Source organism: Paenibacillus sp. MZ03-122A (assembly GCF_024213325.1).
Taxonomy (GTDB): Bacteria; Bacillota; Bacilli; order Paenibacillales; family Paenibacillaceae; genus Paenibacillus; species Paenibacillus polymyxa_B.
The window spans coordinates 79303-93198 of sequence record NZ_JANAVI010000013.1; the positions used below are offsets into that span (position 1 = coordinate 79303).

Annotated in this window: 13 protein-coding genes and 1 tRNA gene; 2 read left to right on the top strand and 12 right to left on the bottom strand. The window is 45.5% G+C overall.

The genetic code is table 11. From position 1 onward, the window contains the following. Positions 1-47 precede the first annotated feature (47 nt). From gpmI to NLX74_RS21240, 5 genes are all read right to left on the bottom strand, one after another. Positions 48-1592 carry a 2,3-bisphosphoglycerate-independent phosphoglycerate mutase gene (gpmI, locus tag NLX74_RS21220; protein WP_254329958.1) on the bottom strand — a complete coding sequence of 515 codons (1545 nt, stop codon included), beginning with the start codon at positions 1590-1592 and terminating at the stop codon, positions 48-50. Position 1593: 1 nt separating this feature from the next. Further along, positions 1594-2346, bottom strand: a complete 753-nt coding sequence (gene tpiA, locus NLX74_RS21225; RefSeq protein ID WP_013308264.1) for a triose-phosphate isomerase — start codon at positions 2344-2346, stop codon at positions 1594-1596. Between the two features lie 59 nt (positions 2347-2405). Next, on the bottom strand, positions 2406-3587 hold the full coding sequence (locus NLX74_RS21230) for a phosphoglycerate kinase (protein WP_013308263.1): 1182 nt from the start codon (positions 3585-3587) through the stop codon (positions 2406-2408). 120 nt (positions 3588-3707) lie between these two features. Then, positions 3708-4718: a type I glyceraldehyde-3-phosphate dehydrogenase gene (gap, locus tag NLX74_RS21235; RefSeq protein ID WP_165179540.1), complete on the bottom strand. Its 1011-nt coding sequence runs from the start codon at positions 4716-4718 to the stop codon at positions 3708-3710. A gap of 93 nt (positions 4719-4811) precedes the next feature. Continuing rightward, positions 4812-5849 (bottom strand): sugar-binding transcriptional regulator, encoded by a 1038-nt coding sequence (locus NLX74_RS21240; RefSeq protein WP_013308261.1) that lies wholly within the window; start codon positions 5847-5849, stop codon positions 4812-4814. A gap of 269 nt (positions 5850-6118) precedes the next feature. Here NLX74_RS21240 and NLX74_RS21245 point away from each other — a divergent pair. Then, positions 6119-6193, top strand: a tRNA-Arg gene (locus NLX74_RS21245). 210 nt (positions 6194-6403) lie between these two features. Continuing rightward, positions 6404-7000, top strand: a complete 597-nt coding sequence (gene clpP / locus NLX74_RS21250; protein WP_025686039.1) for an ATP-dependent Clp endopeptidase proteolytic subunit ClpP — start codon at positions 6404-6406, stop codon at positions 6998-7000. A gap of 125 nt (positions 7001-7125) precedes the next feature. Here clpP and NLX74_RS21255 read toward each other — a convergent pair whose 3' ends face one another. The 7 genes from NLX74_RS21255 to NLX74_RS21285 form a co-directional block, all read right to left on the bottom strand. Continuing rightward, the gene (locus NLX74_RS21255; RefSeq protein ID WP_254329959.1) at positions 7126-8229 is read right to left on the bottom strand and encodes a PdaC/SigV domain-containing protein; all 1104 of its coding nucleotides are present in this window, start codon (positions 8227-8229) and stop codon (positions 7126-7128) included. A gap of 239 nt (positions 8230-8468) precedes the next feature. Further along, positions 8469-9230: an SIMPL domain-containing protein gene (locus NLX74_RS21260; protein ID WP_254329961.1), complete on the bottom strand. Its 762-nt coding sequence runs from the start codon at positions 9228-9230 to the stop codon at positions 8469-8471. 272 nt (positions 9231-9502) lie between these two features. Continuing rightward, a complete protein-coding gene (locus NLX74_RS21265; protein ID WP_013308257.1) occupies positions 9503-9772 on the bottom strand; it encodes an HPr family phosphocarrier protein in 270 nt (89 codons plus the stop codon). A 136-nt stretch (positions 9773-9908) separates the two neighbouring features. After that, entirely contained in the window at positions 9909-10853 is a 945-nt protein-coding gene (whiA, locus tag NLX74_RS21270) for a DNA-binding protein WhiA (RefSeq protein WP_061830212.1), read from the bottom strand. Between the two features lie 5 nt (positions 10854-10858). After that, the gene (locus NLX74_RS21275; RefSeq protein ID WP_023986485.1) at positions 10859-11845 is read right to left on the bottom strand and encodes a gluconeogenesis factor YvcK family protein; all 987 of its coding nucleotides are present in this window, start codon (positions 11843-11845) and stop codon (positions 10859-10861) included. Between the two features lie 12 nt (positions 11846-11857). Next, entirely contained in the window at positions 11858-12757 is a 900-nt protein-coding gene (gene rapZ / locus NLX74_RS21280) for an RNase adapter RapZ (protein WP_013308254.1), read from the bottom strand. 66 nt (positions 12758-12823) lie between these two features. Beyond that, complete coding sequence (locus tag NLX74_RS21285; protein WP_013308253.1) at positions 12824-13774, bottom strand: ROK family glucokinase; 951 nt, start codon at positions 13772-13774, stop codon at positions 12824-12826. Between the last annotated feature and the right edge of the window lie 122 nt (positions 13775-13896).

Here is a 13896-nt window from a genome sequence, read left to right on the forward strand (position 1 = left end):
TTGTGAATCATGATTTGTTGGTCAAGCCTATACTTATTAAATCAAGCTTACTTGCGGGATGCAATCATAGATTTTCCTGTCATTTCCGCAGGTTGCGGAAGTTGCATCAAATCCAGAAGCGTTGGAGCTACGTCAGCAAGTATTCCATGCTCACGCAAAACGATATTTTCGTCAGTCAAAATGAACGGAACCGGATTAGTTGTGTGAGCTGTGAACGGACGTCCCTGCTCATCAATTTCCATATCGGCGTTACCATGGTCAGCAATGATAATAACCACGCCGCCTTTGGCTTTAACCGCATCTACAACACGTCCAACACATTCATCCGTCGTCTCTACCGCCTTAATCGTTGGCTCCAGCATACCGGAGTGTCCAACCATATCCGGATTGGCAAAGTTCAGGATAATCGCATCATGCTTGTCGGCTTCGATTTCCTTAACAGCAGCATCCGCTACTTCATACGCACTCATTTCCGGCTGCAAGTCATATGTAGCCACTTTAGGCGAGTTGATCAAAATACGAGTTTCGCCAGGAAGCTCCACATCACGTCCGCCACTGAAAAAGAAAGTAACGTGCGGATATTTCTCAGTCTCAGCAATACGCAATTGCTTTTTGTTGTTTTGAACCAACACTTCACCAAACGTGTTATCCAGGTTTTTCGGTTCGTAAGCTACAAAGCCTTCAACCGTTTCGCTGAACAACGTCAGGCAAACAAAGTGCAGATCTTTAGGCCATTTCGGACCACGGTCAAAACCACGGAAGTCCGCGTTTGTAAATACCTGAGACAGTTGAATCGCACGGTCAGGACGGAAATTGAGGAAGATAACAGAGTCATTGCTTTCGACCAGACCTACAGGACTTCCGTCAGCCTTCACAATAACCGTTGGCTCCACAAATTCGTCGAACACTGATTTTTCATACGATTCTTTTAATGCTTCCATTGGATCTGTGTATTGAGGACCTTCTCCGTACACGATTGCACGGTAGGATTTCTCTACACGTTCCCAACGTTTGTCGCGGTCCATAGCATAATAGCGTCCTTGTACAGTCGCAATTTTACCTACGCCCACTTCTTGAATTTTAGCGATCAGCTGCTGCATAAAGCCTACGCCGCTGTCAGGCATAACATCGCGTCCATCCATGAAAGCATGAATGTACACTTCTGTTAAGCCTTCTTTTTTCGCCAAGTCCAGCATAGCGAACAGATGACTGATATGGCTATGCACGCCGCCGTCGGACAGAAGTCCGTACAGGTGAAGTTTCGTGTTGTTCTTCTTGGCATGTTGCACTGCTTTAACCAGTGTTTCATTGTCGTAGAATTCACCTTCACGGATGGACTTCGAAATACGAGTCAAGTCTTGATATACAATTCGGCCTGCGCCGATGTTCAAGTGACCTACTTCGGAGTTACCCATTTGTCCTTCAGGCAGACCCACTGCTTCGCCAGAAGCCGTCAGCGTTGTATGAGGATACTGTTGTAAATACCGGTCGTAATTCGGTTTGTTGGCCTGCGCAACCGCATTACCTTCTACGTTGTCACGCAATCCGAACCCGTCCATAATAATTAAAGCTACCGGTTTTGGTGCTGTCATCTTACTTCGCCCCCTCAACAAGCGCGATGTACGACGCCGGTTGAAGACTGGCACCACCCACGAGCGCGCCGTCGATATCGCTTTGACCCAGGTACTCAGTAACATTTTCAGGTTTTACACTGCCACCATACTGAATACGTACAGCATTTGCTGTATTTTCATCATACAGCTCTTTAATCAGACTGCGGATATAGGAAATCACTTCATTCGCATCCTGCGAAGTGGAGGATTTGCCTGTTCCGATGGCCCAGATCGGCTCATAAGCAACAACTACTTGTGCAGCCTGATCCTTAGCCAAACCAGCAAAAGCTGCTACAGTTTGCACTTTTACAACCTCTTTGGTTTGTCCAGCTTCACGGTCTTCCAGCTTTTCGCCTACACACACGATTGGAGTCAGGCCATGACGGAATGCCGCATGAACCTTTTTGTTCACCGTTTCGTCTGTTTCATTAAAATATTCACGACGCTCGGAGTGTCCGATCACAACGTAATCTACGCCCAGATCTTTCAGCATTCCACCGCTAATTTCACCTGTAAAGGCACCATCTTCTGCAAAGTGCAGGTTTTGTGCGCCAATTTTAATAGACGTACCTTTTACTGCTTCAACCAGGGCAGGAAGATTCGTAAATGGTGCGCAAATCACGCTTTCCACTCCTGCAACCTCTGCTTTGCCTTTGATCTCTTCGATGAAAGTTTTAGCTTCTGGTACTGTTTTAAACATCTTCCAGTTACCCGCGATAATCGGTGTTCTCAATGGTTTCAACTCCTAACTATTAGGTGCCCTAAAGCTTTATTCACGCATAGTGCGTTTGATTATTTATCGTTCAGTGCAACAACACCCGGAAGTGCTTTGCCTTCCATAAATTCCAGTGATGCGCCACCGCCAGTGGAGATATGATCCATTTTATCAGCCAAGTGGAATTTTTCAGCCGCAGCCGCAGAATCCCCGCCACCAATGATGGTGTATGCTTCAGTTGTTGCGCAAGCTTCCGCTACTTCACGAGTACCACCAGCGAAAGGCTCGATTTCAAATACGCCCATTGGTCCGTTCCATACAACCAGTTTGGAGTTTTTGATCACATCTGCATAGATTTTACGTGTTTTCGGTCCAATGTCCACGCCTTCCCAATCTGCAGGAATGCCGTCGATATCCACAATGTCCGTGTTCGCCGTAGCGCTGAAATCGTCAGATACTACAATATCAACCGGAAGATAGAAGTTTTTGCCGAGCTTCTTCGCTTTTTCAATAAATCCAAGAGCTACGTCCAGTTTGGATTCATCCAGCAAAGATTGACCCACTTCATGACCTTGAGCTTTGAAGAATGTATAAGTCAAACCGCCACCAATGATTACGTTATCTGCAATGTTCAGCAAGTTGTCGATCACGTCGATTTTGTCTTTTACTTTGGAACCGCCAATAATGGCTGTAAAAGGACGGTCTGGATTCGACAGAGCCTTACCAATAACAGACAATTCTCTTTCCATCAGCAAGCCAGAAACAGCCGGAAGAATATGAGCGATACCTTCAGTGGAAGCATGAGCACGGTGTGCTGCACCAAATGCGTCATTCACGAAAACGTCGGCCAGTTCAGCAAATTGCTTCGCCAATTCAGGATCATTCTTTTCTTCTCCTGCATAAAAACGTACATTTTCAAGCAACAGCACGTCGCCGTTTTGCAGTTCAGCCACTTTCGCTTTAACAGCTTCGCCTACCGATTCGTCCACTTTAACTACTGGCTTTTTCAGCAGCTCAGACAAACGTACGCCAACAGGAGTCAGACGCATGGATTCAACAACCTGACCTTTTGGACGTCCAAAGTGACTCGCCAAAATAACTTTTGCACCTTTTTCAATCAAGTAGTTAATGGTTGGCAAGGTTTCACGAATACGCTTGTCATCCGTAATTTTACCGTCCTCAACCGGAACGTTAAAATCTACACGAACAAACACCCGTTTTCCATTCAGTTCTATATCACGTACGCTCTTTTTGTTCATCTCCATATTCCTCCGCACCCTTATAATTTTACGAAACAGGAATTTAAGGCACATTTGATATATAAAGAGCGGAAACAATAACCTGTTTCCGCTCTATGTTATTGCTCAATAAGACTGTTCTTATTTAGCCAGTTTTGCGAAGTATTCCAACGTGCGGATCAATTGTGCAGTGTAGGACATTTCGTTGTCATACCAAGCTACAGTTTTCACCAGTTGTTTGTCGCCAACAGTCAGAACTTTAGTTTGAGTTGCATCAAACAAAGAACCGTAAGTGATACCTTTGATGTCGGAAGAAACGATTTGATCTTCAGTGTATCCAAAAGTATCAGCATCAGAAGCTTCTTTCATTGCTGCGTTGATTTCTTCAGCAGTTACGTTTTTCTCCAGAACTGTTACCAACTCAGTCAGGGAACCAGTTGCTACTGGAACACGTTGAGCCGCGCCATCCAGTTTACCTTTCAGTTCAGGAATTACCAGACCGATGGCTTTTGCAGCACCAGTTGTGTTAGGAATGATGTTTTCAGCTGCTGCGCGAGCACGACGGAAGTCACCTTTAGCATGTGGAGCATCCAAAGTGTTTTGGTCGCCAGTGTAAGCGTGAATTGTAGTCATCAAACCTTCGATGATACCGAATTTGTCTTGCAGTGTTTTAGCCATAGGAGCCAGGCAGTTTGTTGTGCAAGAAGCACCGGAGATTACAGTTTCAGTACCGTCCAGAATTTCATGGTTTACGTTATAAACGACAGTTTTCATGTCGCCAGTAGCTGGAGCGGAAATAACAACTTTTTTAGCGCCGCCTTTCAAATGTTTCTCAGCAGCTTCTTTAGTTGTGAAGAAACCTGTGCATTCCAGAACGATATCTACACCCAGGTCTCCCCAAGGCAGTTCTTCAGGGTTGCGGTTAGCCAAAACTTTAACTTCTTTACCGTTTACTTTGAAGAAGCCGTCATGTACTTCTACTTCTCCTTGGAAAGTACCTTGTGTTGTATCATATTTCAACAAATGTGCCAACATTTTGGAATCTGTCAAGTCATTGATTGCTACTACTTCAATACCTTCCACGTTTTGAATCCGGCGGAAAGCAAGGCGTCCAATACGTCCGAAACCGTTAATACCAACTTTAACTGTCATGAGTGAGTTCCTCCCAAAGTTCGTTTAGTTTAGTTTTATATATTCAAGACAGACCCGAAAGCCCGTCAAGACAACACCATTCATAAATCCATCTTAACCATTTAAATAATGACTTACAATCTCGGCAGCAGCGCCTTCGTCGGTGACTAGAATGTCTTCTTGTCCGAAACGCAGTACCGCATGAATAGCGGCCGCCTTGCTCTTGCCTCCAGCTACGCCTAAAACCGTATCGGTACGCCTGATGTCCTCTAATCGAAGTCCAAGCGTCAGCATTCTGTGAACAACGACGCCATCTTCGTTAAAGTAATAACCAAACGATTCGGCAACGGCCCCCTCACTGCTGATCTGGGCGAAGGTTTCGGGATCAAGTTTACGTCTATGTGCCATCGCTATGGCGTTGCCTATCCCGTGAATGATGATACGACTCTCGCGAATCAGGTTCAATATATCCTGAATGTTCGTATCTTCAAGCAAGGAGTTGTAAGCATGATTGCTGAGCAAATCCGGTACATGGAGCAGACGGTATTGAGCGCCTACCTTGCGAGCCATTGTGGAAGCAATTGTGTTGGCCTGCATTTCCATGCTTTCTCCCAAACCCCCGCGTGCCGGTACAAACCACCCACCCTTAAGTGGGCCATTAGAAGGTAGTGCCAGTTGTTCCGCCACGTCGGCAATCGTCGTGCCACCTGTTACAGCGACCACATCCTCGTCGTCCATAACACTCAGCAACGCTTTTGCTCCAGCGCGCCCCAGCTCCTGCTTTGTTAACGGAGAAGCATCCGAATCCCCTGGAACGACAACCACCTTCCTCAAACCATAGGCTTGACGAATCTGGTCCTCCAATTGGGACAGGCCGAACAAGTTGTTCGCAATCGGCTCCAGCTGTTCCAGCAGATCCAGTCCTGCTTTGCTCACCTTCATGCCTACACTCTCAATCTCAATTAGCCCTTGAGCTTTAAGAAGATCGGTTTCGGCGCGCAACACGCGCTCAGTCATGTTCAGTGAAGCTGCCAGTGTTCTGCGTCCAACAACATCGGACAGCATAATCTGATGCAGGATCGTGTACCTTTTTTTCAAAACATCCATGAGGTCGGGCAGAAGCTGCTTCTGTATTTCTAATATCTTTCGCATGCTTTCCACTCCCGCACACTTCTAAGTTCTGTCTCTAATGCTCTATCTCTAACTGGTCTTAAAATGTCCCGGGATAACTTTTTAAGTCCCACGTATATCTTAACCAATATTTGCTCCACATGCAAGTCTATCTGAACCTATATTTCTCAACCATTTGCCTGAATATGCGCATTTAATAAAAGCTTGCAATTCACTGCTGTATATCATATAATCATCTTTGTTTCCAATTAGCTGTTTAATTAGTTAGTTGTTTGCATTGATTGAACTATGCGCCCGTGGTCCAACGGATATGACGTAGGCCTCCGGAGCCTGAGATCGAGGTTCGATTCCTCGCGGGCGCGCCATTTTAAATGAACGCATAAATGCTTCTACATAATGTTTTAACCAATAAGAGCGCTGAGGGCTCTTTTTTTTAATCATTAGTTTGACTTTCTTTGACTTTTTGTTTGAAATTGTTTATCATGTGGTTAATACGGTAACAGTTTATAAATAAGGGACGTGTAATCGGCATGTCCACCAAATCCACTAACGATATTTAAGGGAGGTTTTTTGACGTGAGCTATGTTCCTATGGTAGTAGAACAAAGTAACCGCGGCGAACGCGCCTATGACATTTATTCCAGACTGTTGAAGGATCGCATTATTTTGTTAGGCTCGGACGTCAATGACGTTGTAGCCAACTCTATTATTGCGCAAATGCTGTTTTTGGCTGCCGAAGATCCTGAAAAAGATATTCACTTGTATGTTAACAGTCCTGGCGGTTCCATTACAGCTGGCATGGCCATTTTCGATACGATGCAATACATTAAACCTGACGTATCTACGATTTGCGTAGGTATGGCGGCTTCCATGGGCGCGTTCTTGCTAAATGCAGGCGCCAAAGGTAAACGTTTCGCTTTGCCAAACAGTGAAATTATGATTCACCAACCACTGGGTGGTGCACAAGGCCAGGCAACGGATATTGAAATCCGTGCACGCCGCATTCTGAAAATGCGTGACAAATTGAACCGCATTCTCGCAGATCGCACAGGCCAACCACTGGAGCGCATTGAAAAAGACACAGACCGTGACTACTTCATGTCCGCTGATGATGCCAAGGAATACGGTATTATTGATAAAGTGCTAACTAGCTCCTCTCCAGAAGGTGTATAAGAGAAGAAATTCGCCTCTCGATAGCTGGTAAATGAAAAAGCTGCCCCGGATGTTCTTATCCGGTAGGCAGCTTTTTTTGCTTTATTGTTTTTTAGGTTATAGACAATTGGAATTGTTTACTCCTACTATTCATGCTGTCCCGCAAAAGGCTTTCCGCCTTGAGGCAGCAGTTGACCGAACGAGTAGGTAAACTCCGGAATTCCATACGCGTATGGCGCATAATCATACAAATCAAACACAATTGTTACTCCACTGTTTGTTACATAAAAATTCTGATCTGCCGCCAGCTCTTTAAATTTCTCGAATCCTTCGCCAGCCTGAAGCGCATCGATTTTTTTCTTCAAATCAGCATTGAGGAACTTTTTGTAGTTCGGATTTGCCTTCAATACGTCAGACAATTGCAGCAGTTTACCATCAGCGAGCGAGAACGTATATCCTTTACGTACCGTCATGCCATGTGCGCCACCCGTATACGAGTAATCCTGCATAATCACACTCAGAATACCATCTTTGTTATAGGCAATTGCAAAATCATTTCCGAACTCATACGGTCTTTCTGTTGTAGCCTCTCCCTCAGACATCATCTTTTTGCCTGCTGCCAATATACCCTCTGCATGCTTTTTAAGCACATTGTTAATGGCCTGTTGAGCCTCAGGATTCAGTTGGCTGCCGCTGATTTGCGGATACTTAATCTTGTAGGACACCTTCGCATTACTCGAAGCTGGAAGTGTTAGAGACGCAATTGTGATCGGATTTAGCTGGCTTTTACTCAGCGTTACTGTTTTCTGAGCAGCATTCCATTGAGCATCTATGCCTAGATAGTCTTTCAGCAGACTCATAGGAATGTATAGCTTCCCAGCGATCTGTTTGGCATCCATGCTACGTGTATTGATTCCATTGACGTTGACGTAGGCATCCGAGGAAGAAGCCATAATGTAAAGTTTATTGTACCCGCTACCTACGGTATATGTCGTTGTTTTCGCATCATAGCTTACTGGAGTCCCCAGGCTGTCACGCAAAGCGGCCACCGGAATCATTGTACTCCCGTTCACTTGAACACCTTTAGCGGGCAACGTTTTACCATTCCATTGGATGGTGATTCCTGGTTGCTGTGTTGTCGCTTGTTTGGTCGATGCTGCCTGGATATAGGAAACGGGAACAGCTGCGACTCCTGCTAAAATCCCTGCTGCCAGCAGTGCTGAACCCCATTTTTTCGCATGCTTACTCATATTAAGTATTCCTCCTGTTATTGATCTGTATTGTCTATGTGTGATAATTACTTTTCTTATTATATCTATACCCTATTGTATGTAGTTTACAATCTGTACACTCTCCGATTTCAATATGTACACCTAATAACCCTTAGCTATGACAGACTCATTACAAAAAGGTTTCGATATACAAAAAGAGCCAGCAAGCCAGCCTACGCATGATGCAGGCCGCTTGTGGCTTCGTTTGATGATCTGTATTAGTTCATTTCGTACTGAGCCGACACCTGAACTTTCACTGTTACTTGTCCCGATTGGATCTCTGTCCCGCCACCTGCTACGTCCAAGAGCGATTTTGACATGGCATTTTCACGTTGTGTAAAGACTTGTGCTTCTCCGCCATCTACCGTCACACTCACAAGGGCACCTAACCCGCGTTTGGCTGCTTTAGTTACAGCACTGGCTTTAGATTGTGCGCTTCCCAATGCCTTAGTAATGGCTTCCTCTTCATAAGTCGAAGGGTCTTCCACGGAAAAACGTACATTATCCACGTTATTGGCTCCGGACTTGGTCGCCTCATCCAATAACTGACCAATTTTATCCAAATCGCGGTATTTGACGGAAAGTGTATGGTTGGCAGTGTACCCTTTGAGCTTTTGCCCTTCTTTTTCGTTATAGGTGTAGTTAGGCTGTACATAAAACTGGCTGGTCTGAATGTCATCTGCGCTGATGCTCCACTTTTCTTTCAGCAGTTGTGTAACCTTGTTCAATTTTGTAGCATTGGCTTTTTGAGCAGCGGCTGCCGTATTCCCTTCTGATTGTACACCGATAGAGAGATAAGCAATATTAGGCTTCGCCATTACTTCCCCGCTTCCAGTCACATTAATTACACCGTTTACCGTCGAAGCTGTTGACGCAGCATAGGCACGATCTTCCCCTGTCCATAATCCTCCTGCTACTCCCCCTGCCATTAATGCTCCTGCGAGAACTGCCGTGGCTACTGTTTTTGTCCAAAGTCTCATTGAATTCAACCTCTTTCTTGTAAATGTTTGTACCTTCCAGACGGAAATGACGAAAAAAGGTTGCAGCCAAGCATACATATTTCCGAAACAGAGCATGACCACGGAAATTTTAATTATTTATAACTTGAACTTAATACGGTCTCTATATTCAACAAATCCACACATAGAACAGTTAACGGAGGAGCGTTCGAAGACTTTTTTCTGGATACAAAAAAAGCCCCAAAGGGGCTTTTCACTAAGAGCATACATCATATTACAAAGCAAATCTTTGTTTATTGATTTTCCAGCTCTACCTTACTAACCAAACTTACTAAAGCGTTTACAGCCTGTTCGGCGTCCGCACCTTCAGCACTAATATTGATTTCAGTACCTGTACTGATGGCAAGACTCATAATACCCATGATACTCTTGGCATTAACTTTTTTGTCATCTTTTTCCACAAAAATCTCAGATGAATATTTATTCGCTTCCTGTACGAACAACGCAGCAGGTCTGGCGTGCAGTCCTGTTTTCAAGCGTACGACTACCGGATGTTTTGACATGTCAGCTTACCCCCTCATCAAATAAATCTGGACACTACTTACTCCATTTTATTTATCACATTATAACATTAACCCGGGACAGACACTAGAAAAAAAACTAAAAAAACCGGGGCTAAAAGCCCCATGGACACTCTTTTTACGGAATCAGGCCATTTTCGCCCCTAATTTTGTCAGCCATCTCATCAATTTTGCGAAGCCGATGATTTACACCCGATTTACTCACGACCCCTTTAAGCATTTCCCCGACTTCTTTCAAATTCAAATCGGGATGAGCGAGCCGAATTTCTGCCACTTCACGCAGTTTATCCGGCAAGGTCTCCAAACCAACTTCCCTCTCCAGCAACTTAATATTCTCAATTTGCCGGACAGCAGCTCCGATCGTCTTGTTCAAATTAGCCGTTTCACAATTGACAATGCGATTTACGGAGTTGCGCATATCGCGCATAATGCGTACATCTTCAAATTTGAACAAGGCTTGATGCGCCCCAATGATGCTAAGCAGCTCAATGATCTTCTCGCCTTCCTTGATGTAGAGAATAAAACCTTTTTTTCGCTCAATACAGCGAGCATTTAGATGAAATTCATTCGCAAGATCAACGAGTGCCTGACAATGCTCCTCATACATCGAAGAAATTTCAAGGTGGTAAGACGATCCTTCAGGATTGTTGACAGAGCCACCTGCCATAAAGGCGCCCCGCAAATAAGCCCTCTTACAACAGTTTTTCCGAACGATATCCCGATTAATCCCGTCAGTGAATAAGAAACCTTCTGTGACGATATAAAGATCCTTTAGCAGTTGCTGCACACCATTGGGAATACGGACAATGTACACATTATTTTTTTTCAAGCGCATTTTTTTCCGTACAAGCAGTTCGATATGAAGTTGAAAATGCTTCTTGATCAAGGAGTAAATCCGCCTTGCAATCGCGGCATTTTCTGTGGACACGTCCAATATCACCCTTTTATTCGACAGTTGTACGGATCCGAGCATACGTATGAGCGCAGATAGTTCCGCTTTCTCACAGCAGGACTGGCTTTCAATCATCGTAAGCTCTTTTTTCGTTTGTGCCGCAAAGGACAAGGGACTCACCTCCTTCTTAATATCCAGTTTTGTACCAATTGGTAGATATGCTGGCTCAATTTGTCGGCATCATGCCGTAAATACGTGCGGAACAGAACTAATGTATCTGCCACCACTTTATATCCCCGGTCGGTCAGCTCGCCCATGTCTACTTGAACTGGCTTGGCTCCCTGCTCGGCATACATTTCCTGTACTTGGGGTGGAATTTCTCCGTTATTTACAATGACATAGTCGAAGAGATGATGCCCTACATGCTCAAAAATAGCTTGCAGGTGATCTCCTACCGTATAACCATCGGTTTCCCCAGGCTGGGTCATAACGTTACAGACAAATATTTTGATAGCGTCTGATTTTACTACAGCTTCAGCGAGTTTAGGTACAAGCAAATTTGGTAATATGCTGGTATATAGACTGCCGGGGCCAATCAAAATCGCATCGGCTTCATTAATGGCCTCTACAGCCTCAGGCAACGGCTCCACGTGAGTCGGTTCAAGAAAGACGCGTTTGATGCGTCCGCCCGCTTCCGGGATCTTGGACTCCCCGGTAATCACCGTGCCATCCTCCATCTCGGCGCTTAACACAACGCCTTCCTCGGCTGCCGGTAGCACACGTCCCCGGACAGCAAATACACGGCTAAGCTCACGCACCGCCGTTACGAAATCTCCCGATATATCGGTCATCGCTGCTAAAATCAGATTACCCAGGCTATGGCCTGACAATCCTGATCCCGCACCGAAACGGTATTTCAGCATATCTGACATCACTGGTTCCACGTCAGCCAAGGCAGTCAGCACATTGCGAATATCCCCTGGAGGGGGCATCTGTAGCTCACTGCGCAAAATCCCGGAACTTCCGCCATCGTCAGCGACTGTAACAATAGCCGTAATATCTAGCGGCTTTTGCTTTAAGCCCCGCAGCATGACGGACAAGCCGGTTCCGCCGCCCATAACAACAATACGTGGGCGCTCCCGTTGTGATCCGGTCTCTTTCATGATTTCACCTCATTAATGCCGGTCCCGATCAGCATCCCGATGCGAAACAGAAACAGATTCTGTCTCGCTGGCACCCAGCATTTTTCCTAAATACTCCGATATTGCAACAGAACGATGCTTACCGCCAGTACAGCCAATGCCGATAATGACCTGGCTTTTGCCTTCTTTGCGATATTGCGGAATCAAAAAGTGTAACATATCCAGCAACTTGGTCAAGAATGCCTGAGTCTCGGGCCATTTCATGACATAATCATATACATCGCTATCCTGTCCCGTGTGGGGACGTAGTTGGTCCACATAGTGGGGATTAGGCAGGAAGCGCACATCGAATATAAGATCGGCATCAATGGGAATACCATACTTGAAGCCAAAAGAAGTAATGTTCACGGAAAGCATACTACTCTCCAGATGAGAAAATCGTGAAATAATCCTCGCCTTTAAGGTTGCAGGCTTCATCACACTTGTATCAATAACCTGTGTAGCTGAGCTTTTTAATTCTTCCAACATCTTGCGCTCCAACCGAATCCCATCCAAAGGCATGCCGTCTGGAGCCAACGGATGACGTCTACGGCTTTCCTTATACCGCTGTACGAGAACGCCATCATTCGCATTTAAGAATAAAATTTCACAATGGATCGTAAAATGATCTTTAATATAATTCAAAGATTCCGACAAGGCAGTGAAAAATTCTCGTCCGCGTAAATCAATTACGAGTGCCACCTTGCCTATTTTACCGTTCGACTGCTCAATCAACTCGGCAAATTTGGGAATCAGTACAGGGGGCAAATTATCAACGCAGAAGAAGCCCAAGTCTTCCAGGCTCTGAACCGCAATGGTCTTCCCTGCGCCTGACATCCCCGTAATAATAATGAGCGTTGCCCACGGCGCAGCATTTTTTAGGTTGTCTGTCATATGGACTTCCCTCTCCTTTTGCTTCTTCGCTCTATACCAGTACCCGTATTATCAATAACCTGTGGATCAGGAGCGTAGCAGCAACCCTGCAGCCCCTACGATACCTGCGTCATTGCCTAACACCGCTGGTACGATATATACACCCTTTTGAAGCGGTTCAGGTGCCAGCTTGGCGTATACGCGACGCATCTCTTCAAATAAAAAGTCGCCTGCTTTAGAAACACCGCCGCCTATAATAAACAACTCTGGATTAAGCACAGCGGCAACCGCTGCCATGGATTTCCCCAAATAAAAGGCAGCCCGGTTCACGATACGCAGCGCGACTTCATCTCCAGCTTTAGCAGCATCAAATACTTCCTTGGCAGCAATTTGATCTTCCAGCGCCAGAGAGGTCCGGTCGCCACGTTCCACAGCGTCCTTGGCCATACGAATGATGCCTGTTGCGGAAGATACAGTTTCCAAGCAACCCATTTTGCCGCACCCACACTGAATAGCCTCCAGATCAGGTACGACACTGATATGGCCAATTTCTCCGGCCATGCCCGAAGAACCTTGGTATATTTTACCGTTTATAATAATACCGCCACCTACGCCTGTTCCCAGGGTATAGCATACGCAGTTTTCGATGCCTTTGCCTGCACCAGCCCAAGCCTCACCCAGCGCAGCAACATTCGCATCGTTGTCTATTTTCACAGGCTTGCCAATCCGGTTCTCTAGGAGCGCACGGATCGGTACGTCACGAAAGCCAATATTAGGAGCGAGGACAATAATACCATCACGAACATTCGTAAAACCTGCAACGCCTGCACCGACACCCTTTAGTTGATCCCACTCATAAGGAGATTGCTCAACAATATGCCGCACATATTTTTCGATATTACCGATGACAACGTCTACACCTTTATCGGTTTCGGTTGGTCCCTCATATGTGTGCAAAAGCTGTCCGTTTTCATTACAAATGCCGACTTTAATCGCGGTACCGCCCAAATCGACACCTACATAGATACTTTCAGACATGTTCCAAGCCACCTTTGTGTTTACTTAAAAACCTGGTATGAAATATACGATTACAATTCCTACTTCATAATAGTATTCCTACGTTCCAACTATAATTGAAGCCCCCGTTACGGTCAAGGACA